The sequence below is a fragment of the Vibrio sp. 1CM24A genome (assembly GCF_023161725.1).
Taxonomy (GTDB): Bacteria; Pseudomonadota; Gammaproteobacteria; order Enterobacterales; family Vibrionaceae; genus Vibrio; species Vibrio coralliirubri.
This window is the reverse complement of record NZ_JALNTS010000002.1, coordinates 548,397-573,024: the sequence shown is the minus strand read 5'-3', so window position 1 is coordinate 573,024 and position 24,628 is coordinate 548,397. Positions and strand designations below refer to the sequence as shown.

Here is a 24,628-nt window from a genome sequence, read left to right as displayed (position 1 = left end):
TATGAGATCTCGACTGGTATTACTTGTTGCCATTGCCGCCTTGATAGTTGGCGCACTGGGCGTTATCGACTTGTTCAAGAGTGAACCTAAACCGTCAAAGACCGCTGAAGTAGCGGAAGAAAAAAGTGAAGAGTATGTTTCCGTTTGGATGACCACGGAACGTTATGAAAAAGGGCTTCCGCTCGATGCTCAAGGCGTCGTCAAACAACAACTCCCTCTTAGTAAAGCATTAACGCTTGGTGTCAGAGAAGACGCTCAAATCAGCTTTTCACCCTCTATTTTGCTCAATCGAAGCCTTAACGCCGGCGAGGTTGTACTGCCTGAATATCAGGTGACGCCTGGTCAACCTGGATACATTGATCTGCTGGTCACGGACGGTATGACGCTATACCCATTAAAAGTCAGCGACAAAAACCTAATTAACGACTACATCCGACCGGGTTCGTTTATCGATGTTCTGACGGTGAGTTCTCCTAATGCCAACTTGGCTGGCAATATCGATAAGCCAAAGCGGTTTAGGGGAGTGAAAGCCTCGATGTTTCTTAAAAATGTCAAAGTTCTCAACATCGGAAATGACGAAACAGGAGACAGTTCTGTCACTGCTCGATCTCCGAGCAAAGAGGACGGACTGACTACGGTAGTCATTGAAGTTAGCCCCGATGAGTTACCAAAGCTCGCACTAGCCCAGCGCACAATGCACGTCGAAATTTATCGAAGCCAAACCTATACGCAGCCTGAGTTCGCGGAGGTGCGCAACATTATTGATAACTATACCGGGATTGCTGAGTTACGCGGTAATGAGAATAACCCTAGAGAGGCTTTGTAATTATGATTCATCATCGAATCAAGCAAGCACTGCGTGTTTCCATGTTGGCACCGCTGATTGGCTTACTTTTTATAACAAACAGTTTTGCTGCCGATCGCTCCATTACGCTCAACGATGGTCAGCACATCAAATTCAAAAGCCCGATTGGCCAAGTGTTCATTAATAACCCTGATATCGTTGACTACAAGGTAATCAATGACAATACCCTAGTCGTGTTCGCCAATAGTATTGGGCAGTCACGTCTGATCGTTTATGGAATTGACGACGAGGTATTGCTTTCCGATCGTATCATTGTTGATTTGAATCTGACGGATATTAGACGCCAGCTCAAATTTCATTTCCCTGATGCCAAGGTCAAGGTTCATTCAGTGGGAGAGCAAGTTGCCGTTAGTGGCCTTGTGGATTCGGAAGCGACTCGTGACGACATCTATCGTTTGGTTGCCACTCTGCTAGGACGAGAAAAAACCGAGAAGTGGGATAAAATTCAGAAGCTAGAGTTTAAATCCGACAACTCTGATTATGAAGAGCCAGAAAGCATGGTCTTTGCACGCAACATGACGTGGGAAGGTATCATCGAACGTATTGAAGTCGCGACTACCCAGCAGGTGAACGTCAAAATATCTGTGGCTCAAGTCACCGAATCGTTTGGCCAAACCGTTGGTGTCGATTGGAGCTCCGTGGGCTCGAGTGTTGGCGAGTTTGTTTTCGACCAGTTCGATGCAGCTAACCTAAGTACATTAATCACTGCGTTAGGTAACGATCAGATTGCAGAAGTGTTGGCTGAGCCTAACTTAACCGTGCTATCCGGTGAATCTGCAAGCTTTCTTGTGGGTGGTGAAGTGCCCGTTATCGTTTCTACCAGCAGTAACGTGAACATTTCATTCAAAGAGTTCGGCATCAAACTCGACCTTACTGCCAAAGTGCTCAGCCAAGACAAGATCCGCATGCAGTTAGCGCCTGAAGTGAGCGAAGTGGAGGGCTATGTCGAAGCGGCAGGAATCAAAGTCCCACAATTGGCTTCACGACGTGCCATGACAACCGTTGAACTGGCCGATGGCGACAGCTTCGTTCTTGGTGGCTTGATGAGCAGTGCTGATTTGGAAAAAATGCAAAAAATCCCTTTTGTAGGCGATATTCCAGTACTTGGCGCTGCATTCCGAAAAGCAACCACAGAAAGAAAACGCACTGAATTGATCATCGTTGCGACCGTGAATCTTGTGGAACCGATGAAACCGAAAGACATTCAACTGCCTTACATCAAGAAGACCTCTACATTAGCGCGTTGGCTCAACGTTAAGTGGGATGGCAAGTCGGTGACGTCTTCTGATGCAACGATTCGCTTGTTGTCGCAAGGAGGGTTTATCCAATGAAGAAACTATTATTGATGGCGTTATTTACCTCTTCACTTTTGGGCTGCGCCTCTGAGCAATACTTTGTCGGGCATGGTTCTGAAGCCTTGGTGTACAAAGAGCATCACAACTTTGAGTTTGCGATGAAAAACCGTGCTGAAACGGCCAAGCAGATTACTGCTTTAATTCAAGATATTGAGTCGATGGACAAAGAAGCGACCTATGTCGTGGATTACAAATCTCCCCGCACCAAACAGATGTTGCAGGCGATCTTTAAACAATATCCTTCACACCTTATCGCGCCACAAAGAGTGACGTATCGAAGCGCTCAATTGTCGCCTACTGATCTCAATATTCAGGTGACGTTAACGCGTTTGAAGACTCAAGAATGCAAACCAGCACAGATTCACGTTCGGTTGAGGCAGCAAGATTGCTTTGCTGAATCGATGCGTTTGAAGCAAGTGGCTTACAAGTCTCGTTTGGTAGGAGAGCAATAATGTTTGACCTAACGAAAGCATTAACAACCAAGGCCAAGCCAGTTCAGACCGGAGCGACAGGTGTTGCCGGATGTACATTGTTCTATCAATCTCAAGAGTGTTTAGACCTTGTCCAAGAAGTCTTTCGATTTGAAGGATGGAATGATCCTGCTTGTGTCAAAGCCAAAGCCGGTTTAACCAAACTGACAGAGCAACAAAGCAGCCACATTGTGATTCTAGAGCTAAACGAATCAACCAATGTTGTTGAAGATGCTAAATCCTTTGCTAGCAAACTGCCTACACACAAAGGGGTCGTGGTGATTGGCAAAGAGGACGCCATTTCTACGCTGCGTTCGCTCAAAGACATGGGTTTTTACTACGTATTTTGGCCGGTGAACAAACAAGAATTTGCGGACTTCTTAACTCACGTGAGCAAGAACCTTAAGACTTTCTCTGGTGTGAGCCAAAAACGTAAAGCTAAGCGAGTAGCGATTGTCGGCGCTAAAGGTGGCGTAGGTGCGTCGTTTATCACTACTGAGTTGGGTTCACTGTTGTCGACTCAAGGCTCGGACACGATTCTTGTCGACCATCAATATGCCGATACCAATATTGACGTTTTGCTTGGGCTAAAAGACTTTAAGCCGAGAACCATTGATGAGTTTACTGCGCCATTGCATGAAATGGATGAAGAAGGAGCGCTGAGTTACTTAATTAACGCTCGCAAGAATTTACGTCTGTTGGCGATTGATGGCGAGATGAGTCAAACCGATGTTCTTAATTACAACCAAACTTTGTGTGAGTTGTTAGCGCGTAACGCTAACTTCATTATTGAAGACTTTTCAGGTGGTGTGGATTTCAAAGTTGAACCTCAACTCTTGGTAGAAAACTTTGATGTGGTGGTACTGGTTTTAGATGCGTCGGTGTCTTCGGTAAGAAGTGCGAAGCGATTGTTTGAGAAAGTCTCCAACTTACAGCTTTCGTTATCGTCGCGTACTCGTGTCATTACCGTGGTGAACTACCATCGACCGGAAAACGCTTACGTTTTACAAAAGCCCGATCTGACTAAGTATTTAGGCGCAGAGGTTGATCTCGAAGTCGACTACTGCAAAGCGTTGGCACACATCATTATCGATGGCAAAAGAGGCCATAAGCATGACCGCCACATTAGCCGTTCTATGGAACAGCTAGTGAAGTTGATCAATGGTCAGCCTTTAGATCACAAGAGTATGAATTCTTGGTTGAAAAAGGTGCGTGCTAAATGAGTTCTAACAAAGACTTATACCTCGCATTTCGTGGCCAAATCTTTGAAGCCCTAGATGCAGAAGCGGTTCAGAAAATGAGCCGCCGAGATCTTGAATCCCAAATACAAGCGGCTGTCGATCTGTTAGCGAATAGCTACCAAAGACCGATCACTTCAATGATGAAGTCAGGCTTGGTGAAAAGTTTAATCGATGAACTGTTTGGTTTGGGACCTTTGCAGCCTCTAGTCGAAGATCAGTCCATTTCCGACATCATGGTCAATGGGCCTAACAACATCTTTTTCGAACGACACGGCAAGGTCAAAAAATCCGAAGTCTCGTTTGTGAATGAAGAGCAGTTGTTAGCCATTGCTAAGCGCATTGCGTCACGTGTCGGAAGACGTGTCGATGAACTTTCGCCGACGGTCGACGCCAGGCTTGAAGATGGCAGCCGTGTGAATATTGTGATTCCGCCGATTTCATTGGATGGCACATCGATCTCTATTCGAAAGTTTAGAGAGCAGAAGATTGGCTTTGAAGATTTGATTGGCTTTGGGTCGATGTCTCCAGAGATGGCTCGAGTGTTGATGATCGCTTCTCGCTGTCGCATCAATGTGTTGATTTCTGGCGGTACTGGCTCAGGTAAAACCACGCTGCTCAATGCACTGTCTCAGTATATTGCTGAAGATGAACGCATCGTCACCATTGAAGATGCGGCCGAGCTGCGCCTGCAACAACCCAACTTGGTTCGATTGGAAACGCGTACCTCAAGTGTTGAACAAACCGGAGCAGTAACGCAGCGAGAGTTGGTTATCAATGCGCTTCGTATGCGTCCAGACCGAATTATTCTGGGTGAGTGTCGTGGCTCGGAAGCGTTTGAAATGCTGCAAGCCATGAACACCGGACACGATGGCTCAATGTCGACATTGCACGCCAACACGCCGCGCGATGCCATTGCCCGTGTTGAATCAATGGTGATGATGGCGAATTTGAATCAACCGCTTGATGCGATTCGAAGAACGATCGTGAGTGCCGTTCAGATGATTGTTCAGGTCAACAGATTGCGCGATGGGTCTCGTAAGATCACGAGCATCTCAGAAATTGTCGGCCTTGAAGGTGAGAGCGTAGTGATGGAAGAGATCTATCGCTTTCGTTATGACGACGCGCATTACGGAGAAACGGTTAAAGGCGAATTCGTCACAGACGGCATTATGCAACGATCTGAGCTTGTGAAAAAAGCGCAATTCTTCGGGCTCTATGAAGAGCTTATCGCCGCGTTTAAGGGGGCATAACATGCTTTGGGTTTCATTAATCCTGTTCGCGTTTGTGCTGCTTTTGATCCGAGATTCCAAGGTCAAAAAGGTCTACCAATTTTTCAATATCGAAGAAGCGGAAGCAGAAAACTTTAATGCGATTAACGTGAAGTCATTAGTACGTAAGCAGGGCTGGCAAAAGTTCAAAGATTCCATCTCGCCAACATTAATGGTGTTGGGCCCGAGATCGTCGTTGTACATCACCTTATATATAACGGGCAGCCTTATCGCGTCTTGGTACATCGTTACTGATCTACTATCAATCACCAATTCTTGGTTGGTACTGGGTTCATCTTTGATGTTTACCTTTTTCGGCTATCGTTTTCTGGTCACAAGAAGGCGTCGAGATTTTGAGAATACGTTTCCTGATGCGCTGAATATCCTGATGAGTGCCGTCACCGCGGGCGATAGCTTAATGCAAGCCATCAGTTATGTAGGCGATGTCATGCACAACCCGATTGGCCGCGAGTTTAAGCTAATGGGAGAGCGACTGAAGTTAGGAGAATCTCCAGAAGTCGTGCTTCAACGATCGTGTAAGAACTATCCGTATCCAGAGTTTCTGTTCTTTACCGTGACGATCAGGGCGAATATTGCTCGAGGAGGGCAACTTAAGGGGGTGTTAGCGCGGCTAATTAGAGTGCTGGTCGATTCTAGAACATTAGAGAAAAAGAAAATGGCGATGACTTCGGAAGCTCGAATCTCCGCCAAAATCGTTGCGGCTATTCCTCTGATTTTTATGATTATTCTTAACTATGTTAACCCTGATAATGTGGATTTTGTTCTCTATGACCCAGAGGGAAGGATCGTATTGTTTTACGTACTGGGCAGTGAGCTTTTCGGCTTGTTCATTGTTTGGCTATTAGTCAGAGGGGTACGCGCATGATGTTACTGGCTTCCCTTATTGTGTTGTTTTTTTCGCTACTCTTTTTGATTATCGATTCTATTCGTAAAGAGCAACGACATAAGAAAGTTGCGCTCTATATTGGAGACAACTCGGCTCGCGCTCCTTCTCGCGTTAACCGTTTTTTTGTTCGTTTTGGTAAAGAACATCGCCATGAACTCGAGCAAAAAATGATCGAGGCAGGTTACTACAACACTGAGTGGGCGAAATTCTATTTCCCTGCCAAGTTACTGGTATTGGCGTTGGTTTCTGGGTTGGTGATGATGGGGGATATGACATCAACCAACAAACTGGTCGTGGTTATTTTCTCGCTGATTGGCGTCATTGTCGTTCCAGATACCTTGTTGCAAATGCGACGTAAGATGTTGATCAGCAGAACCTCTGCTCAACTGCCGTATCTGCTCGATATGATGTCGGTATGCGTGCAAACCGGTATGACGATTGAAGCCGCGCTGGTCTATCTGGGAAAAGAGTTGGCTGAATTTGATTCAGACCTTTGTTACCAAATTAAACGCACATCGGACTCGGCGAAAATACACGGACTGGAAAAGGCGCTTAATGATTTGAGTGAACGCATCCCGACGCCACCAGTACGAAGCTTTGTGCTGACCATCATCCAAAACCTGCAATACGGAACATCCGTGGCGAGTGTGTTAAGTGATCTCGCTGAAGACATGCGAAAAGTTCAAATTCTTACCGTTGAGGAAAAGGTGGGTAAGCTCTCTGCGAAGATGAGTGTGCCTTTGATCCTCTTCATTATGTTTCCGATCGTTATCTTGATTCTCGCACCGAGCATCATGCAAATGACATTGAACATATAGGGAGTTACCAGTGATTGGAAAACGTATCTGTCTCATTGGGTTAGCGTTTAGTGTGTTGGCGGGCTGTCAATCAGCACCGTCACAACAAGACTTGCAGCTTGCCGACGTCGCTAGCATGGAAAAAGTGAACAACTATGACGGCCTCATTAGCTATTACAAGGCTGAGTTAGCGCAAGGCTCCGAAGACCCAGAGGTAAAAGAGAAACTGGCTTGGGCATATTTCCATAAAGGGGATATCGAGTCGGCTGACTTCTATGTTCAACACTTGCAAAAAGAGGGGGTTGAAAATCCCAACTTGTATCAGTTAGAAGGACAAGTGTTTGATGCAAAAAATGACGTTGCAAGTGCCATTGCTGCTTATATGGCGTCAGTAGATGCGGGGAATACTACGGGTCAAATTCACGTGTTACTCGGCGTGTCATACACCAAAGTTGGAAGATTCAACGAAGCGTACCAAGAGCTCAACCGAGCACGTTTACGTGGTTACGACGATGTCGTTATTAAGAACAACATTGCGATGATTCAAATGGCCAATGGCGAGTATCAACAGGCGATCGAAACGTTAGCCCCAGTCTTAAAAGAAGACCCGGCAAATAAAATCGTAAAAGCAAACCTGGCTATCGCGCTGATGAAAACTCAGCAAATCGATTCGGCCCAAAAGTTACTTAAAAGCGATTTCTCAGCAGAAGAGGTCCAGAGCATTGCCGCTGAATTAACTCAACTAGGAGTTAACGATGAAGCGTCTTAACAAGCAGAAAGGAGTCACGGCGATTGAGTTTGTGTTGGGTGCGCTTGTTCTGTTTTTCGCTACCTTTGCGATTTTCGAATCGAGTTACCAGATCTATGTCGTGAACATGACCGAGTATTCGCTCAGAGAAACCATCAGGAATACCAAAATCTATGAAGGCAAAGGGATCAACGAACAGTACGAGAACAAGTTCAGATCGTTAATTGAAGACGATGACAATCTATGGAGTTTTCTAATTGATAGCTCACGGTTCTCCATCGCCGGTCAGTACTTCAAAACCTATGACGATTTTATCGCGAACAGAGGACATTCTGATCAAGGCTTGAACTTCAATTACGACTTAGCCGAAATGACGGTGACTTATCGTTATACACCTGTGATTAAACTCACCGGTGCCGCTGACAGAGATATTTCACGCACCATGGTTTTGAACTTAGAACACGAAGGGTGGGAAGATGATGTTCCGTAAACAACGTGTGCTTTCTAAGAGGCGCCAGCAAGGTTCGTACACCATTGAGCTAGTTTTCATTCTTGTGGCCTTATGGGGCGTTTATTTGTTTGGAGCGGACTTGAGCTATCAATTACTCGCCCGCGCCAAGCTTGATCGATCCAGCTTTGCCCTAGTCAATGTTATCAAAGAGCGTACTCGTTATTTTGAAGCCGATGTGTTGGCAGGAAAGAACTTAGCCGTGACTAACACTGAGCTATTAGATATGACGAAAGTGGCAAGCCGAATGCTCAATACACCAGTAGACAGTGTGGCGATCAAGATTGAGTCGTTGACCAATAAAACGAATGTTGCTGAGTTCACATCGAGCAAATATAGAAGTTTAAATTGCCAAACGGATTCGATTCTCGCGCATGCAAATCTAGCTCCGGTAGAGAAGGGAGTTGTTTATCCACTGTATCGAATCAGCCTTTGTGAAGAGCAAAGTTCTTGGTTCAAACCCTTCTTCAACGGTGGCACCAGTACCACGGTTAAGATTGGCTCATCTTCAATAATGCCTGGGAGATAATGAAATGAAAATCCAGCATGACCGTCATATCAATCGCCAGCATCTCAGTCTCCAAAGACAACAGGGGGTGGCTGCGGTTTGGATGGGCTTATTGCTCGTGCCAATCATGGGTATGACTTTTTGGGCGGTTGAAGGCACACGTTATGTTCAAGAGACCAGCCGGTTAAGGGATTCAGCAGAGGCAGCGGCGATAGCGGTGACCATTGAAGATCAACAAGATCAGGCTGGTAGGCTAGCAACCAAATATGTCGAAAACTATGTTCGGGACATTAAATCAACCAACCTCTCTGCAGACCGGTTCCATCAAGCGGAGGACGAGGGCACAGGGGTTCTTGAATACATTCAATACACAGTGAATGCCAAGACCACACACGACTCTTGGTTCGCGAGCAGCTTTATCCCTTCATTTGATCAGCAGCAAGATTTGGCGGGGCGTTCGTTAGCTCGTAAGTACCCAGTTTACCTTGGCGATAACAACATCGATATTGTGTTTGTGTCGGACTTTTCCGGTTCTATGGATGAGCGATGGGGTTCAAATCGACATAAAAAAATCGACGATTTGAAAACGGCCATCGACGAAATATCAAACAAGATCCTTTGTACGTCGATTGACCAAGACTCTGTCGGTGGCGAAGTGATAGAGGTGTGCGATGAGCCGGGAGAAGAAACCACCGGGGATAAGCTTCTTAACCGAGTTGGCTTTGTGCCTTTTAACGTTCGAACGAGGGAAATCGTCGCGGGAAATCAAGCGCGAGCTACAAGCCAGTTGAGCTACAAAGACAACTATAAAACGAATGTATCACCATATTCCTACAACGATGTTGACTGGGATTACTGGCGAACCTATTCGGAAGATGATGTGCTTGATTGTGTGTACTGGAAATCATATTGCCCTAACCCAAAATCGGACAACCAAAAGTACGCTAAGCGTATCAAAGATGTGATGAGTCTCGATCGTTACCTTGTTGCCGATGTTTACGACTATGTAGATTTATCGACATCAGTGTCGACCATGTTTACTGACAAGTCAGGGTTAAAGCCTGATTTCTATGGTGTGAGTGGAGCAAAACTATTCAACGCGCATGGTTCTTCAAATTCATCGCAGTTTTCCAACATTCAGCTATCGAACAAGCTATCAGATTTAGACCCGATTAACTCGATGTGGGCAGACGGAGGTACAGCGGCGTTTCAGGGTATTTTGAGAGGCTCTCAAGTTCTCCATGATGGTGACCCGAACAGTTCCGATCAAGAAGAACAACAGGCTTACAACAAGAAAATCAAGATGCTACTGATTTTGAGCGACGGGCAAGAGAGCCCTAATAACGGCATCCTCAAAGGACTTGTCGACCGAGGTATGTGTGACAAAGCAAGAGAGGAGATACCCGGCTTATACATAGGTATTATTGGTATCGATTTTCGAGCGTCTCAACAAAGTGGTTTTCAAGACTGTGTTGTGGATTCCAATGAAGACATCATCGATGTATCTAACCTCGATGAATTGATTGAAAAGATAGAAGAACTCATCCGTAAAGGCTCGAAAACAAGCGGAATCACTAAGTTGTACTAGAGGAAAATATGAAAAAGTTTATGGTCAGCTCAATCGTCTTATCGACATTGCAATTTAGCCTTATCGCCCATGCGGAAGAAAGCATCAATGTCTATTGCGACACTGCGTTCAGTGAATATCAACACAGTGTTAGGGTCGATGATGTCGTGGGTATAGCTCAACACAGACAGGGCTTTTTACAAATTGAGCAGCAGTCTGATAGCAGTGAGTTAAAACAAGCCTTGGCAGGTCAATCTAATCTAAGTTCGAACCAATCCGGCTGTAAGACTTGGATCAGTAATCAAGAGCGTCAAGGGTTGTTGGCCCGTCTTCATTTTGGTTTTGATCAACATAACTTAACGCCGATGGGCAGCAAAGCATTGCGTCAGCTCGCAGCTGAGCTAAAGACTAACGGCAGTTCGATTTCGGTAGACGGACACACCGACAGCACAGGCGCAGAAGGTTATAACCAAGCGCTGGGCATGCAAAGAGCGCTTACGACGTCGGATGGCTTAATCGCTGACGGTGTCGAGAAAAACCGCCTTGTTATTCGTTCATTTGGTGAAAGTGAACCTATCGCGTCTAACGCAACGCCAGAGGGTAGAGCGAAGAACCGACGCTCAGAAATTTGGGCCTCTTCGAACGATGCCGCTGACTTAGAAAATTAGGATGCGCGATTGGGTTTGGTTGTTGCTTAACTAGGTAATAACCGCCCTAGATTGTCGCTCTTGGGATTTTTGTTACAACGTATACTAATGAATATTCGATTAAGTTTAACCGTCTGATACTAAAGAAATATTAATGCTTTTTGATAAGTTCTCTTCTGAAGGGATGCAAAGAAATATCGATGTCGATACTTGGGTATCTATATTGGATAACATACGAGACATAATGGATGCGTCTAATGCAGGCATCATCATGATCTCTGATTTGAGTTGCTCCGGTTCTGAGAGTGTGTGGAGCTCGTCAAACATATCGTGCAACCAACATAAGAGCAAAATTAGCCTCTTTTGTGAGTATGTGCATAACGAAAATCGCACGGTCTATTTGAGTGGTCACGCTGGTGGTGATTCCGTTTCTGCGAATGGTAAGGATGCCTATAAGTCTTTTTGCGGAGTTCCTGTTAGGGATATAGATGAAGAAGTGTTTGCGGTGCTATTGGTGTTTGATTTAAGCCCAACAACGTATACTGAAAGCCAAGTTAACTTGATTGAGAACATATCGACTCTATTGCGTTCTGAAATCCTGTTAAAAGAAGAGAGCAGGATTTTATACAAAAACAGTCACTTTGATATCATGACGACGCTGCTTAATCGAAGGGGCTTTTTCCATGAATTCAACAAAGCAAACATCAGCGACGGAGAGGTTGTTTGTTTGTATTTTGATCTGGATAACCTGAAATACATCAATGATACGTATGGTCACTTCAAAGGTGATGATTACATATCTGGCTTTGCGTCATGCATTAAAAACAATTCAAAGTACAACACGATATCGGCGAGAGTTGGCGGTGATGAATTCATTGTCGTCATACACTCAGAAGAGCCGGGTTTTGCTCGTGAGTTGGTCAAACAAATTCACGCTGAATTCCATGATTTCATTGAAGGCTTTCGTTGTGATGATGAGGTTTCACTCGGTTTTTCATATGGTTGTGGTATTGCTGATTCCCGAAGCTTCAATATCATTAATCTAATAAAGTCGTCCGATGAAAACATGTACCTCAATAAGAAAAACAAGGTTTAGATGTTCATGCAGGTGTAAAAAAGCCCACTAGTGTGGGCTTAGATGTAGATGTAGATGTAGATGTAGATGTAGATGTAGATGTAGATGTGGGTGTAGTAGTCTTCTAAACTAAGCTCGAATGATCATTTGTTCGCGCTCTGGACCTACTGATACCATCACGATTGGAACACCCATCAACTCTTCGATGCGAGTAACGTAATCTTGTGCTGCTTGAGGAAGGCTCTCAAACGTGCGGCATCCCGTGATGTCTTCATCCCAGCCAGCCATATCTTCATATACAGGTTTTAGTTCAGCCGTTTGTGGCCAAATTGGGTTCTCTGTGTGCTCACCTGAGTAAGCGGTACAGATCTTAAGTTCAGACAAACCAGACAGGCAATCAATTTTAGTCAGTGCGATTTCCGTTGCAGCTTGCAGGTCAACACCGTTGCGAGTTGCTACTGCATCAAAGTAACCCATATCACGTGGGCGGCCTGTTGTTGCACCGTATTCGTTAGAGCTTTCGCGGAAGCTGTCTTGCTCTTCCATTGCAGTTACAAGCGTGCCAGTACCAACAGACGAGCTAAACGATTTAGCAACAGCAATAACACGCTCAGGGCGAAGGGCAGGTAAACCACTGCCAATACCTGCATAAGCTGCGGTTACATTCGAAGACGTCGTCCAAGGGTATTCACCGTAGACAAGGTCGCGACCTGCGCCTAACTGAGCTTCAAACAGTAGGTTCGCGTCTTGCGATTGCAGTGCTTTTAGCGGCTCAGTGACGTTGCAGATGAACGGGCGCCAAGCTTTAGTCACTTCAAGTAGCCATTCTGTCATTTCAGAAGCGCTCTGAGAGAAGTCACATTGAGGGTATAGCGCTTTAAGCTGAGGCATCTTCCAATCAAGCATGAATTGAATGCGCTGCTCTAAAATCTCAGGCTGATTCAGCCAGCCCACAAGAATGCCTTTCTTCATCACACGGTCGCCGTATGCAGGTGCAATACCTTGACGTGTTGAGCCGTAAGCGCCATCGCCTAAACGTTCTTCTTCAAGTGTATCTTCAAGAGCGTGCAAAGGCAGACACAGTGTCGCACGATCTGAAATTGCCATTTTTACTTTGATGCCAGCCGCTTGTACTTCTGCAATTTCTTCAGTTAGCGCAGCAGGGCTGATCACCATGCCAGGGCCAAGAACCGCTGTACAATCAGGATTAAAAATACCACTAGGAAGTTGGTGCAGTTTGAATGTACCGAAGTCATTTACCACAGTATGACCTGCATTGTTTCCACCTTGAAAACGAATGCTAGCAGAAGCTTGGTCTGCTAAAAAATCGACGATGCGGCCTTTGCCTTCATCACCCCAGTTTGCGCCCACAACAACGATAGATGGCATAATTTTTCTCCTAACTGATTGAGAAATCATGTTAGGCCTACAAAGTGGATAAGAGAAATTAATTATCTTTATTATCTTGATAAGGATTCCATATAGACTTAAAGTCTTAATCTACAAACGAGATTCCCTATCACGTTCGTTCCTCACTGTAGGGAATGACGGGGTGGTGTAATTCGTCGTAGAGAGTGACGCGATATCAGTTCCTTACAACTGGAAGTGACGAACCTAACGTCGACTCGATTTCTTGGCGTCATTCCAGAACCGAGGAACGAGGTATCAGGAATCTCAAACCACAAGTGAGATTCCCTATCATGTTCGTTCCTCACTGTAGGGAATGACGATGTGGTGTAATTCGTAGTAGAGAGTGACGCGATTGCAGTTCCTTACAACTTGAAGTGAAGAACCTAACGTCGACTCGATTTCTTGGCGTCATTCCAGAACCGAGGAACGAGGTATCTGGAATTTCAAACCACAAGCGAGATTCCCTATCATGTTCGTTCCTCACTGTAGGGAATGACGATGTGGTGTAATTCGTAGTAGAGAGTGACGCGATTGCAGTTCCTTACAACTTGAAGTGAAGAACCTAACGTCGACTCGATTTCTTGGCGTCATTCCAGAACCGAGGAGCGAGGTATCTGGAATCTCAAGCCGCAAACGAGATTCCCTACCACGTTCGTCCCTCACTATAGGGAATGACGATGTAGGATATTCCTCACTGTAGGGAATGACGATGTGAGGATATTCCGTACAGAAGGGAGTGACGGAAGGGCATTCTTCATTTTTAGGGAATGATGTAAGTGACACGAGAGAGAGGACATGATGCTCGATATTAATTTGTTGAAGACGTTTGTGACGCTTGCGGAGTACAAGCACTTCGGGAAAGCAGCCAATGCACTGCATATGACCCAACCCAATGTGAGTTTGCACCTAAAACAACTAGAACAACAAACACGAATAAAGTTGATTGAGCGAAGCCCTTTTCAATTGACTCAAGCGGGTGAGCGGCTATTGGAAACAAGCGAAAGAACGCTACTCGAACTGCAGATTTGTCAGGCCGATCTCAATGCCATTAACGACCTTAAAATAGGGACGTTAACCATTGCTGTGAGTGACATCATTTCTCGATTCTTGTTGATTCGTCCGTTCCAGAAGTTCAAAGCGCAGTATCCCGGTATTGACCTGACGCTCTTGAATACCACCTCATCTCAGGCATCGAGTTTAGTTAAAAATGCTCAAGCGGATATTGGTTTTGTTATCGCCAAAGAACAGCACAACGAGTCACTCTATTTCACTAAGCTGCAAGAGCTTTCTTGGTGTGCGCTTGGCGATGGGTTTGATATCCAAGACTCAGATGCAGAGCTCTCTTTGATTTTACTTGGTCACGATACGAGAACGCGTGATTTCATTGATGAGGGTTTACCAAGTCTTAATCTACCAAGTTATAGGGTGATGGAAGTAGGGAGTGTCGATGCTCAAATCGACTGGGCAGAAGCCGGTTTTGGTGTGGCTATTGTCCCGGAGTTTGCGGTATCAACTAAGCATCACCTGAATTCAAAAGTAACACCATTGACCAACTTCTCGAGTACCAGTCTCGGTTATATTGTTAGGCAGAACCAAGTGTTGTCGAAAGCGACCAAGCAGTTGTTAGGGTGGGTGAATGATGAGATTATTTCATTGCAAAGCAAATAATTACCATCATTGAGTTTGTTTCAATTAGCCCACCTCGCGTGGGCTTTTTTGTCCCTGCAAAGCCCGATTTCTGATGAATAAACAAGCCCTGAAACAACCTAGCGCTCCCCATCAACTATTCGTCCAGCAAATCAGAGTTTCAAAATCCATCGTTGACAAACTTTGATAATCAAACTAAATTTCAATCAATTACTTTGATTATCAAATTACTTGTCAATCAAAGGGCTTTTATTTACAACGATCATCTAACCACAAACACCAGTTAAGGACGCCATTTTGAGTTTTACAACACGTCACCAACACAACTTTTCTTCGCATAACAGCCAAGGTGAGAAACGCACGTTCTATGTCCTGTTATTGACCGTCGTTACCATGGTTGTTGAGATCGTTGCGGGTACTATTTACGGCTCTATGGCGTTACTTGCCGATGGTTGGCACATGGGGACGCATGCTGCGGCGTTTGGCATCACCCTATTTGCATACCGATATGCGAAGAAACATGCCGAGAGCGAACGTTTCTCTTTCGGTACTGGAAAAGTCAGCGTGTTAGGGGGCTATACCAGCGCGATTGCATTGGGGATTGTGGCATTGTTGATGCTGGTGGAATCGGTGCATCGTTTGTTTAACCCACAAGCGATTCAGTTCAATGAAGCGATCATCGTTGCTTGTATTGGTTTAACTGTGAACGTGGTGAGTATGTTTTTACTTGGCGATCACCATCATGATCACGGACACGGACACGGACACGGACACGGCCACAGTCATAGTAAGAATCACGGTCATTCACATAGTCATGATCATGATAGCGACCATGGTCATAAACATGGCGAGCATCACGGACACCATCATGACCACAACCTACGCGCAGCCTACATGCATGTGTTGGCGGATACTCTAACTTCGCTGCTAGCGATTGTCGCGCTGCTATTTGGTAAGTTTTACGGTTGGAACTGGTTAGACGCAGCAATGGGAATGGTTGGCGCATTCGTGATTGCCAAGTGGACGATGAACCTTATGAAACAAACCAGTCCAATCCTGCTGGATGAGAATATCGACCAAGATTATCGTGACTCAGTGACCGCAACCTTAACCCCTTATGCGTCGGTCACCGATTTCCATATGTGGAAGGTGAGTGGGCATCACTATTCAGCAGCGATTACTCTTGAATCAAACAGTGATAAAACCGTCTCTGAATATAAACAAATGCTTGCCAAGTTTGATAAGATTAATCATCTTACTCTTGAAGTGCATTCAAACGACCATGCGAAATATAGAACAGCTTAACCAAATACTGACTGAGTTCTACGATAAAATGTCTTCGTGGGAGCAGTCTGTAGTCAAAGAGACGGGGTATTCCCTGGCTCAAGTACACACCATTGAAGTACTTGGTATGCATGGCGCGTTAAGAATGAAAGAGCTCGCTGAAAAGTTGGGCATCACCACGGGCACACTTACCGTTCAAATCGAAAAGCTAGTTAAAGCCGAATTGATTGAACGCCATGAACACCCAACGGACCGTCGTGCAATTGTGGTGGCGTTAACTGATGAAGGTCTGAAGATCCACGTTCACCATAACCAGCTTCACTTGAATTTGGTTAATGAGCTGACGCAAGACATCGAAGAAGACGAGAAATTGGTATTATTGAAGTGCCTAACCAAGATGGTGAAAGCGTTTTAGTCAGCCTTAAGTTCGCACTCTAACTTATTAGCTGCAAAGCGATTGATTAATAAATCCAAAAATGGACCTGACTCTAATTGAGTAGGTCCATTTTTTTCGCCGTTTACGCTCGACAGTACAATCACTCATCGATGGGTTCACTGTTTAAAAAACGAGTCAAAATCTCCAATATTGGTCTTCGTTCTTGCTCCTCTGATGAGCCAAAAAAGTGTCATTTCTAACCCTAAGGTCAATAAATATCCAAAGTGTTTTAATTCAAAGCCTTACATAGCAAGGTGTTCAAGCCTTTACGCTCCGTCAAATAGCTGTCTCTCACTTTTATCATTCAACTAATGTACATGTAATAAATTTGTGTTATTGATAAATTTAACTTTAGTTGGCTGTTTCATTTGCTGTTTAAATGCAATTAAGAACGTCATAGCTAGTGGACTTAGAAGCCACAGTTTTAGACGATCATTATCGATATAAAAACCATAACAATAATCAGGTCGCGCAAGTTGGTCATCCATTCTTTGATGCGATTTATTTAGATACTCATAGTTAATTTAGTAAAGACGAGCCACGTATATGAACATAAAGAAAAAGCTCTATTCGTTGGGGATGTTCTCCATCTTCGGCATGATTTCACTGCTGTTTACCACATCACAATTTGCAGACACCACCGCTCAAATGAGCGAAGCCAAACAAATCACCAAAGAACTTGAAGTGCGTTTGCTCAACCTTCGCCGTAACGAGAAAGATTTCTTGCTGCGTAGCGATATGAAGTACCTCGACAAGTTCGACGTAAATTACAACAAATTCTTAGCGTCTGAATCTGAGCTAGATACAGTGCTCAGTGATTTAGGTTTAGCCAACAGCACACACCTACGTGAAGACATCGAAACCTACCACACCAGCTTTGTTAACCTAGTCAAAGCGAGCGAAGTCTATGGTCTAGCACGTGACAAAGGCATGTTAGGCCAGTTTCATGTTTTGCTCGATGACATCAGTGCGACAGCCAGTGCGGAACAAAAAATCGAACTTTACCTGTTCAATGACTTAATTGAGAAGGGAGAGTTTGACCCGAGTGTTCTTTCTATAACTTCGAATATGAGTAGCTCAGCGGCTTTGATTGACGCTGCTCGCCAAGTGGTTGAGCAAAAGCGCGTGATCGGTTTGAAGCATAACGAAGGCCTGCTAGGTGAAGCGCGTTCTGGTTCACACGCTATCGAGACTCAGTTTAAAGAGTTCTCGGCGGTGCTAGACCAACAAACGCAGCAAGAGATGGACAAACTATCGCTGATCAACAACATCCTTTGCGTCACACTACTTGTGTCGATCATTCTGTTCAGCTGGTTAATCGTCCGTTCTATCATTGGCAAAATTGAGTCACTGCTTTCGGTGATCCGTAATATCGTTAATTCAAACGACGTGTCTATTCGTTCACATCTAGATGGTAAAGACGAACTCAGCACGCTAGGTCAATACTTCAACCAACTGTTGGATCAACTTGAAGGGCTTATCGCGGCATCGCAATCCAAATCACTGCAACTCACGCAAAGCACGTCAAACATGCATGATGAGCTAGAGTCAGTAATCAAACAGTTTGAAGTTCAAGCAAATCACACCTCTACAATGACAACCTCAGTTCAAGAGATGGTACTCACCATTGGCGAGATCTCTGAAAGCACATCGGTTGCGGCTGAAGGTGTACATCAAGCGAAAGTGAATGCCGATAAAGGCCGTGAAGTGGTGGTTGAAACCATCAGCAACATCACCCAGTTGTCTGAACGCCTTTCTAGCAGCCAAGATTCGATCAGCTCCCTGAACCATCATGTTGATCAAATCGGCGATGCAGTAAACATCATCCAAGGCATTGCAGAACAAACTAACTTGCTGGCATTGAACGCAGCGATTGAAGCGGCACGTGCGGGTGAGCAAGGTCGTGGCTTCGCGGTGGTTGCCGATGAAGTACGCGCACTAGCAAGCAGAACACACCAATCGACCACAGAAATAACCTCAGTGGTGAGTGCGATTCAAAGCCAGATGCAGGCGTCGATGACAGAGATTGGTGAGTGTAATCAACAAGGCCAACTAACGCTTAAAGATTCAGAAGAGCTGGATGCAAGCTTGCAACTTATCTTGAGCGATATGGAAAGCATTCAAGGTAATTCAGAACGTATTGCCTCAGCGATTGAAGAGCAGGGTGCAGTAATGGCGCAAGTGAGCGACTCAATCACTGAGCTGAACACTATATCGAACGACAATAACGCTTCGGCGCAGCACTGTTTAGTTGAAGTGGACAAGGTAGCAGAACAAGCGAACGACATGGACCAAGCGGTCGCGCAGTTCAAGACTTCGTAAACATTCAGAAGAAACTAAACCAAAGGCGTGGATCATCTGCGCCTTTTTTGTGCCTGAAATTCACATAGATAAAAGACAAGAATAAAAAAACGGCCCGATCTGGGGGAAGATCTGGGCCGTTATATTACGTATTAAAGGGGGTATTACTTATTTCGGCCTTCCAGCACATCCAATGCCAGTTCAACCGCTTTATCAATATTGTCGCATCCCGCTAACTTACCTGAGCTGATAGGACCAAGCACATTAGCGTATAACGAGAGCTGCTTGTTAAATGGCAGGCTCAACTGCTCATATAAACGCTGGCGAATCTCGGCATGTTGCTCAGGAGCGTGAGCAGCAAGGCTTTTCAAAGTGTCATAAACAAGAGTGGTGGTAGTGTTCATTCGTCTCTTTATCATTAAGTGGGAGGCGCTTATTTTATAATCTTTTCAGGTTCGTTTACTGTGATATAAGTCATACAATATTATTAATGTGTTTATCTTTTGAGTCTAATGAGAATAAGGCATTCCAAAATAGACTTAAGTATCTGTGAAATATAACTAAAATAATGACAGACTATCGAACACACGAACGAATTAGCGCGTTTCTGGCAAACGGTTAAATCTATAGGAAGAGGAACAACATGCACTACGACGTATTCAACGGAGACGCAGATGGTATAATCGCGTTGTTACAGCTGCGATTAAGTGATCCACGGGAGAGCGTGCTCATTACAGGTGTAAAGCGTGATATTAAGTTGGTCTCTCAAGTTGTTACTCAAATTATGGAGCCGGGTAAGCAAGGTGACGTTTCATCCGTTACTGTTTTAGATGTGTCGATGGAGAAAAACCTGCCTGCATTGCACTCACTGCTAGACGCCAACATCAAGGTATTTTATTGCGATCACCACCGAACAGGGGATGTCCCAACTTCTGAGCATTTAGATACTCTGATTGATACCGCGCCAGAGAGCTGCACGAGCTTGCTGATAAACCAGAAGCTGAATGGTGCGCATCTGGCTTGGGCAATCGCGGCTGCCTTTGGCGATAATCTAAAAACCGTGGCCGTGCGGCTAGCGGATGAAAATGGATTCGATCCATCTCAAACAGAGTTTTTAGAAGAGCTAGGTACCTTGGTTAACTACAACGGTTACGGTTCGTCACTAAGCGATTTGCATTTCACGCCAATTGAGCTCTACCAAACCCTTTATCAATACCCGAATCCGTTTGATCTTTTGGATGATAAAGACTCGGTGTTTTATCGACTACGAGCTGCTTATCAAAATGATCGCCAGCAGTTATCAAACCTTGCTCCTGTTTATGAAAGTGAAGTCGCACGTGTGTTTGAACTGCCAGGTGAGACGTGGGCAAGGCGCATCAGTGGCGTATTTGGTAATGAAATCGTTAATCAAGATCCAAACCGAGCGCAAGCAGTATTAACGAAAAACCAAGACGGCGAGTCTTACACGGTGAGCTTACGGGCGCCATTATCAAACAGAACGGGTGCAGACGAAATTTGCTCAAGCTTTGAAACGGGTGGAGGAAGAAAAGCAGCGGCTGGTATTAATCAACTTAATGAACTTGATAAGGTGAATTTTATTTCACTATTGGATGCATATTATTCATCTGGTGCCGAGGGTTAACTGAAAAATTCCTGAGGTATATATCCAAAATTCCACAAATTCTTGCTCCTATATTCCGTTATACGTGTGCATTGCTAGCACATGTATTATGGCTATATCCAGGCTATTTTAGTGATATCACTCACAATGGCATCTGGTCTGAGGTCAGTAATTACGGCGTGTTTGGGGTGATTTTTGCCTATTTAAAGTTCATTTTTTCCTGTCGGTGATTTTTTATATTTTTGGTTAATTATCTTAGTGAATTAAGCTTGATTAAACATTTGTATGGTCAATATATTCGACCGAAAATAACAATTTTTAGCATTTCAATTTGAATGAAAAGTCAAAGTCATATTGATTCTGATATTCAATCTGTGACTTAAAATCACAAGTTAAATCAAAGGTCATCTTTTCCTATAAATTCCATTACTTCTCTATAAATATTCATGATTACAATGAATTGGTTCGGTTGTGATTGGCACAGCTGTTAAGTAAGGAAGTGGGACTAATGTTGAAACGTAAAGCTCTACAACTAGCAGTATCGGTCGGCATGGCGGCTATGTCTGGCGCTGTTTATGCGAATGGTTCAGATATGACGAATCCAGACTCTGGCGTCGTGGTTGGCTATTGGCATAACTGGTGTGACGGTGGCGGCTACCAAGGTGGTAATGCGCCATGTGTGACGTTGGATGAAGTGAACCCAATGTACAACATCGTGAATGTGTCATTCATGAAGGTTTACGATGTGGCTGATGGTCGAATCCCAACTTTTAAACTGGACCCAACCATTGGGCTTTCAGAAGAACAATTTATTGACCAAATCTCTGAACTCAACAAGCAAGGTCGCTCTGTACTGTTGGCTTTGGGTGGTGCTGATGCACACGTAGAGCTAGAAACCGGTGATGAAAGAGCCTTTGCTGATGAGATTATCCGTCTTACTGAGCGTTACGGTTTCGATGGCCTAGATATCGACCTTGAACAAGCAGCCGTTACCGCAGCAAACAACCAAACCGTGATTCCTGATGCGCTTAAACTAGTGAAAGATCACTATCGCGCAGAAGGCAAAAACTTCCTAATCACTATGGCTCCTGAATTCCCGTATCTAACGACAGGCGGTAAGTACGTTCCTTATATCGATAATCTAGAAGGCTACTACGACTGGATTAACCCACAGTTCTACAACCAAGGTGGCGACGGTATTTGGGTTGAAGGCGTGGGTTGGATTGCTCAAAACAACGATGCGTTAAAAGAAGAGTTCATCTACTACATTTCTGATTCGCTTATCAACGGAACGCGTGGCTTCCACAAGATCCCACATGACAAGCTCGTGTTTGGTATTCCTTCAAGCATCGATGCTGCAGCAACCGGTTTTGTACAAGAGCCACAAGATTTATACGACGCATTTGATAGCCTAACGGCGCAAGGTCAACCGCTACGTGGTGTGATGACTTGGTCTATCAACTGGGACATGGGCACCAACAAAAACGGTCAACAATACAACGAGCAGTTTATTAAAGACTACGGCCCGTTTGTACACGGTCAAGTAACGCCACCACCAGTCGAGGGGGAGCCAGTTCTTAAAGGTGTCGAAAATACGCGTGTTCTTCACGGCACAACATTTGATCCTATGGATGGCGTAACGGCAACAGACAAAGAAGACGGCGATCTAACGTCATCAATCGATGTTGAAGGTTACGTTGAAACCAGTGTGATTGGCACTTACGTTCTAACTTACCGAGTGAAAGACAGCGATAACAACGAAACTACTAAAGCGAGAACGGTAGAGGTTTACAGCCAGAAGCCGGTATTTAATGGTGTGTCTGACACGACTGTTGTGTTGGGAACTGCGTTTGATGCAATGGCCGGTGTGACGGCGAATGATGCTGAAGATGGCGACCTGACAAGCACTATTACACACACTGGCAGTGTCGATGTAAATGAAATCGGCAACTACACGCTTGTGTATAGTGTGACAGACAGCGCGAACCAAACTGTAACCGCTGACCGTAAAGTCTCTGTGACTGATGGTTCTAACTGTGCTGCTGCATGGGATGCCGACACCGTTTATGTGGAAGGTGATCAAGTATCTCATGACGGTTCAACGTGGGGAGCAGGTTGGTACACTCGCGGCGAAGAACCAGGAACGACAGGTGAGTGGGGCGTTTGGAGAAAAGTTTCAGACTCTTCATGTGGTGGTAACCCAGATCCGGGCGATGACTTAGAGCTTGCTGTTTCAGGGCTTCAATCACAATATGCGCCAGATAACGGCAACGTGCGTTTAGATTTAACACTGACATCAAACGAAGCATTAGATGTTACCGCTATGGTGATCAACAGTGCAGGTACTGTGGTTGAGCAAACTAAGGTTAACGTAACGGACAGCCGTGCTATTACCATCGACTTATACGATGTAGCGGAAGGGCAATATGCACTTGAAGTGGTCGGTAAAGCATCTGACGGTGAAATGGTGATGGTAAACGATTCGTTCGCTGTTAAAGACGGTGGCGGAACAACACCTCCTCCAGGTGATTACCCTCCGTATGAAGCGGGCACAAACTACGCAGCGGGTGACATTGTGGTCGGTAGCGATAATGGCTTGTACGAATGTAAGCCTTGGCCATACACGGCATGGTGTGCAAGTGCGTCTTACGCTCCAGCTGATAGCCAATATTGGCAAGATGCTTGGACAAAGCTGTAGTCATATAGCTCAACGCTAGTTATATAAAGTAGACGATCAAAGAGAGGCCACAGTGCCTCTCTTTTTTACGTTCAAACATTTCTGATTTAGAGCTTTAAAACCCACTTAACCTTAAACTCTGCTCTGCATATTGCTCTAGATCAAAATAGGAGTGATTATCAATTGTATTACTTGTTAAGAAATAGCACTATGCGCTCATTGAATTTTCTATATTGTTAATATTTGCATAATGAATCTTGCTCAAGTCGACCTCAATCTACTCGTTATTCTTAAACACCTTCTTGAAGAGAAGCACGTTTCCAACACGGCATTGGCACTGGATATGAGCCAACCTACGGTGAGCCGATCTCTGCAAAAACTGCGTACCGTTTTCAATGATGACCTACTGGTGCGAGCGGCTTATGGCTATGAGTTAACGCCAAAAGCAGAAGCCATTAAGCAAGATCTCAACTCGGTTCTGACACGTTTAGAAAAGCTGGTGCATGGCGATGTATTCGAGCCGCAAAGTAGTGACAGTACGGTTCGCTTCTTTGGTTTAGTGCCTAATGTCGCGCACTTGTTGCCGAAGGTAGTTGCGGAGATACGCCAACAAGCGCCGAACATGATTGTTGATATCGACTCGATTCCTAAACGACACTTTGAGCCTCTGTTATCCGGTGATGCGCACTTTGTGTTGTCGACCCATGAGCCGTTAAGTTCAGAGCAAAATTTGTATCGAATGTTCGTGATTAGCCGCGATTACCGTTTGTTGATGAGTAAAAACCATCCTTTGGCGGACAAAGAGATCACCGTTGATGACTTGTTGAATAGCCAACTTGGTCAAATCTCACTGCAAGGGGATAAGAAGCTCTCGATCGAAAGTCGATTTAAAGATCTTGGCTTGATTGATAAGCAGCGCCAGCTGTCCATTCCAATTCAGCTTTCCAATTTTAACGTCGCACCGGATATGGCTGAAGCAACCGACATCATCTTTCATTTACCGACACCTTTTGCTCAACAAGCCGCTAAGCAAAGAGATCTTGTTTGTAAACGCGTGCCTAAAGCGTTGCGCCACCCATCAGAAGACGTCTATCTATACTGGCATAAGCGCTTTCATAACGACCCGATGTGTCGCTGGGTTCGCAATATATTCAAAGAGCTTTATACATAATCCATCTGCAGGGTGAATGAAAATTATAAATACCTATCGAGTTGAATATAGATCTCTTTCGTTATTTGAATGGTGAATAACGAGAATCGATTTTTGGTATGAAACTTTCGTTGATAAGAATGGTA

Annotated in this window: 22 protein-coding genes; 20 read left to right on the top strand and 2 right to left on the bottom strand. The window is 44.8% G+C overall.

Annotated elements, in window-relative coordinates:
• Position 1: 1 nt before the first annotated feature.
• The 13 genes from cpaB to MSG38_RS06480 all read left to right on the top strand — a co-directional run bounded on the left by cpaB (position 2) and on the right by MSG38_RS06480 (position 11,977).
• A complete protein-coding gene (cpaB, locus tag MSG38_RS06540; protein ID WP_248401331.1) occupies positions 2–826 on the top strand; it encodes a Flp pilus assembly protein CpaB in 825 nt (274 codons plus the stop codon).
• On the top strand, positions 826–2,196 hold the full coding sequence (locus MSG38_RS06535; protein WP_248401480.1) for a pilus assembly protein N-terminal domain-containing protein: 1,371 nt from the start codon (positions 826–828) through the stop codon (positions 2,194–2,196). The genes cpaB and MSG38_RS06535 overlap by 1 nt, the downstream gene beginning before the upstream one ends.
• Positions 2,193–2,672, top strand: a complete 480-nt coding sequence (locus tag MSG38_RS06530; RefSeq protein WP_248401330.1) for a hypothetical protein — start codon at positions 2,193–2,195, stop codon at positions 2,670–2,672. Before MSG38_RS06535 ends, MSG38_RS06530 begins: the two co-directional genes overlap by 4 nt.
• The gene (locus tag MSG38_RS06525; RefSeq protein ID WP_248401329.1) at positions 2,672–3,913 is read left to right on the top strand and encodes a chromosome partitioning protein ParA; all 1,242 of its coding nucleotides are present in this window, start codon (positions 2,672–2,674) and stop codon (positions 3,911–3,913) included. Before MSG38_RS06530 ends, MSG38_RS06525 begins: the two co-directional genes overlap by 1 nt.
• Positions 3,910–5,181 (top strand): CpaF family protein, encoded by a 1,272-nt coding sequence (locus tag MSG38_RS06520; RefSeq protein ID WP_048611307.1) that lies wholly within the window; start codon positions 3,910–3,912, stop codon positions 5,179–5,181. The genes MSG38_RS06525 and MSG38_RS06520 overlap by 4 nt, the downstream gene beginning before the upstream one ends.
• Position 5,182: 1 nt before the next feature.
• Complete coding sequence (locus MSG38_RS06515) at positions 5,183–6,085, top strand: type II secretion system F family protein (RefSeq protein WP_248401328.1); 903 nt, start codon at positions 5,183–5,185, stop codon at positions 6,083–6,085.
• Complete coding sequence (locus tag MSG38_RS06510; protein WP_248401327.1) at positions 6,082–6,924, top strand: type II secretion system F family protein; 843 nt, start codon at positions 6,082–6,084, stop codon at positions 6,922–6,924. Before MSG38_RS06515 ends, MSG38_RS06510 begins: the two co-directional genes overlap by 4 nt.
• A 10-nt stretch (positions 6,925–6,934) precedes the next feature.
• On the top strand, positions 6,935–7,672 hold the full coding sequence (locus tag MSG38_RS06505) for a tetratricopeptide repeat protein (protein ID WP_248401326.1): 738 nt from the start codon (positions 6,935–6,937) through the stop codon (positions 7,670–7,672).
• Complete coding sequence (locus tag MSG38_RS06500) at positions 7,659–8,141, top strand: TadE family protein (RefSeq protein ID WP_248383569.1); 483 nt, start codon at positions 7,659–7,661, stop codon at positions 8,139–8,141. The genes MSG38_RS06505 and MSG38_RS06500 overlap by 14 nt, the downstream gene beginning before the upstream one ends.
• On the top strand, positions 8,131–8,688 hold the full coding sequence (gene tadF / locus MSG38_RS06495) for a tight adherence pilus pseudopilin TadF (RefSeq protein ID WP_248401478.1): 558 nt from the start codon (positions 8,131–8,133) through the stop codon (positions 8,686–8,688). Before MSG38_RS06500 ends, tadF begins: the two co-directional genes overlap by 11 nt.
• A 4-nt stretch (positions 8,689–8,692) precedes the next feature.
• Positions 8,693–10,255 carry a TadE/TadG family type IV pilus assembly protein gene (locus MSG38_RS06490; RefSeq protein WP_248401325.1) on the top strand — a complete coding sequence of 521 codons (1,563 nt, stop codon included), beginning with the start codon at positions 8,693–8,695 and terminating at the stop codon, positions 10,253–10,255.
• A gap of 8 nt (positions 10,256–10,263) precedes the next feature.
• Positions 10,264–10,902, top strand: a complete 639-nt coding sequence (locus MSG38_RS06485) for an OmpA family protein (RefSeq protein ID WP_248401324.1) — start codon at positions 10,264–10,266, stop codon at positions 10,900–10,902.
• Between the two features lie 133 nt (positions 10,903–11,035).
• Positions 11,036–11,977: a sensor domain-containing diguanylate cyclase gene (locus tag MSG38_RS06480; RefSeq protein ID WP_048611291.1), complete on the top strand. Its 942-nt coding sequence runs from the start codon at positions 11,036–11,038 to the stop codon at positions 11,975–11,977.
• Positions 11,978–12,085: 108 nt separating this feature from the next.
• Here MSG38_RS06480 and MSG38_RS06475 read toward each other — a convergent pair whose 3' ends face one another.
• Positions 12,086–13,345, bottom strand: coding sequence for an adenylosuccinate synthase (locus MSG38_RS06475; RefSeq protein ID WP_102433443.1), 1,260 nt, complete (start codon positions 13,343–13,345; stop codon positions 12,086–12,088).
• An 816-nt stretch (positions 13,346–14,161) separates the two neighbouring features.
• On the opposite strand from MSG38_RS06475, the gene MSG38_RS06470 reads away from it, so the two are divergent.
• The 4 genes from MSG38_RS06470 to MSG38_RS06455 all read left to right on the top strand — a co-directional run bounded on the left by MSG38_RS06470 (position 14,162) and on the right by MSG38_RS06455 (position 19,055).
• On the top strand, positions 14,162–15,034 hold the full coding sequence (locus tag MSG38_RS06470; protein ID WP_248401323.1) for a LysR family transcriptional regulator: 873 nt from the start codon (positions 14,162–14,164) through the stop codon (positions 15,032–15,034).
• A gap of 276 nt (positions 15,035–15,310) precedes the next feature.
• Complete coding sequence (gene dmeF, locus MSG38_RS06465) at positions 15,311–16,318, top strand: CDF family Co(II)/Ni(II) efflux transporter DmeF (RefSeq protein WP_248401322.1); 1,008 nt, start codon at positions 15,311–15,313, stop codon at positions 16,316–16,318.
• Entirely contained in the window at positions 16,296–16,712 is a 417-nt protein-coding gene (locus MSG38_RS06460; RefSeq protein WP_050634432.1) for a MarR family transcriptional regulator, read from the top strand. Before dmeF ends, MSG38_RS06460 begins: the two co-directional genes overlap by 23 nt.
• Before the next feature lie 618 nt (positions 16,713–17,330).
• Positions 17,331–19,055: a methyl-accepting chemotaxis protein gene (locus tag MSG38_RS06455; RefSeq protein ID WP_248401477.1), complete on the top strand. Its 1,725-nt coding sequence runs from the start codon at positions 17,331–17,333 to the stop codon at positions 19,053–19,055.
• A gap of 143 nt (positions 19,056–19,198) precedes the next feature.
• On the opposite strand, the gene MSG38_RS06450 is transcribed toward MSG38_RS06455, so the two are convergent.
• The gene (locus MSG38_RS06450; protein ID WP_004733935.1) at positions 19,199–19,438 is read right to left on the bottom strand and encodes a PAS factor family protein; all 240 of its coding nucleotides are present in this window, start codon (positions 19,436–19,438) and stop codon (positions 19,199–19,201) included.
• 239 nt (positions 19,439–19,677) lie between these two features.
• On the opposite strand from MSG38_RS06450, the gene MSG38_RS06445 reads away from it, so the two are divergent.
• From MSG38_RS06445 to MSG38_RS06435, 3 genes are all read left to right on the top strand, one after another.
• Positions 19,678–20,676: a DHH family phosphoesterase gene (locus tag MSG38_RS06445; RefSeq protein ID WP_248401321.1), complete on the top strand. Its 999-nt coding sequence runs from the start codon at positions 19,678–19,680 to the stop codon at positions 20,674–20,676.
• A 487-nt stretch (positions 20,677–21,163) separates the two neighbouring features.
• Entirely contained in the window at positions 21,164–23,353 is a 2,190-nt protein-coding gene (locus tag MSG38_RS06440) for an immunoglobulin-like domain-containing protein (RefSeq protein ID WP_248401320.1), read from the top strand.
• 229 nt (positions 23,354–23,582) lie between these two features.
• Positions 23,583–24,503, top strand: a complete 921-nt coding sequence (locus tag MSG38_RS06435) for a LysR family transcriptional regulator (RefSeq protein ID WP_050621429.1) — start codon at positions 23,583–23,585, stop codon at positions 24,501–24,503.
• Positions 24,504–24,628 lie beyond the last annotated feature (125 nt).

Bases quoted from the DNA above. Each gene is read 5' to 3' on its own strand.
- cpaB (WP_248401331.1), top strand. From the start codon at position 2: ATGAGATCTCGACTGGTATTACTTGTTGCCATTGCCGCCTTGATAGTT.
- MSG38_RS06530 (WP_248401330.1), top strand. From the start codon at position 2,193: ATGAAGAAACTATTATTGATGGCGTTATTTACCTCTTCACTTTTGGGC.
- MSG38_RS06435 (WP_050621429.1), top strand. From the start codon at position 23,583: ATGAATCTTGCTCAAGTCGACCTCAATCTACTCGTTATTCTTAAACAC.
- MSG38_RS06460 (WP_050634432.1), top strand. From the start codon at position 16,296: ATGCGAAATATAGAACAGCTTAACCAAATACTGACTGAGTTCTACGAT.
- MSG38_RS06490 (WP_248401325.1), top strand. From the start codon at position 8,693: ATGAAAATCCAGCATGACCGTCATATCAATCGCCAGCATCTCAGTCTC.
- MSG38_RS06450 (WP_004733935.1), bottom strand. From the start codon at position 19,438: ATGAACACTACCACCACTCTTGTTTATGACACTTTGAAAAGCCTTGCT.
- MSG38_RS06500 (WP_248383569.1), top strand. From the start codon at position 7,659: ATGAAGCGTCTTAACAAGCAGAAAGGAGTCACGGCGATTGAGTTTGTG.
- MSG38_RS06440 (WP_248401320.1), top strand. From the start codon at position 21,164: ATGTTGAAACGTAAAGCTCTACAACTAGCAGTATCGGTCGGCATGGCG.
- MSG38_RS06485 (WP_248401324.1), top strand. From the start codon at position 10,264: ATGAAAAAGTTTATGGTCAGCTCAATCGTCTTATCGACATTGCAATTT.
- MSG38_RS06515 (WP_248401328.1), top strand. From the start codon at position 5,183: ATGCTTTGGGTTTCATTAATCCTGTTCGCGTTTGTGCTGCTTTTGATC.
- MSG38_RS06470 (WP_248401323.1), top strand. From the start codon at position 14,162: ATGATGCTCGATATTAATTTGTTGAAGACGTTTGTGACGCTTGCGGAG.
- MSG38_RS06475 (WP_102433443.1), bottom strand. From the start codon at position 13,345: ATGCCATCTATCGTTGTTGTGGGCGCAAACTGGGGTGATGAAGGCAAA.
- tadF (WP_248401478.1), top strand. From the start codon at position 8,131: ATGTTCCGTAAACAACGTGTGCTTTCTAAGAGGCGCCAGCAAGGTTCG.
- MSG38_RS06455 (WP_248401477.1), top strand. From the start codon at position 17,331: ATGATTTCACTGCTGTTTACCACATCACAATTTGCAGACACCACCGCT.
- MSG38_RS06445 (WP_248401321.1), top strand. From the start codon at position 19,678: ATGCACTACGACGTATTCAACGGAGACGCAGATGGTATAATCGCGTTG.
- MSG38_RS06480 (WP_048611291.1), top strand. From the start codon at position 11,036: ATGCTTTTTGATAAGTTCTCTTCTGAAGGGATGCAAAGAAATATCGAT.
- MSG38_RS06525 (WP_248401329.1), top strand. From the start codon at position 2,672: ATGTTTGACCTAACGAAAGCATTAACAACCAAGGCCAAGCCAGTTCAG.
- MSG38_RS06520 (WP_048611307.1), top strand. From the start codon at position 3,910: ATGAGTTCTAACAAAGACTTATACCTCGCATTTCGTGGCCAAATCTTT.
- MSG38_RS06510 (WP_248401327.1), top strand. From the start codon at position 6,082: ATGATGTTACTGGCTTCCCTTATTGTGTTGTTTTTTTCGCTACTCTTT.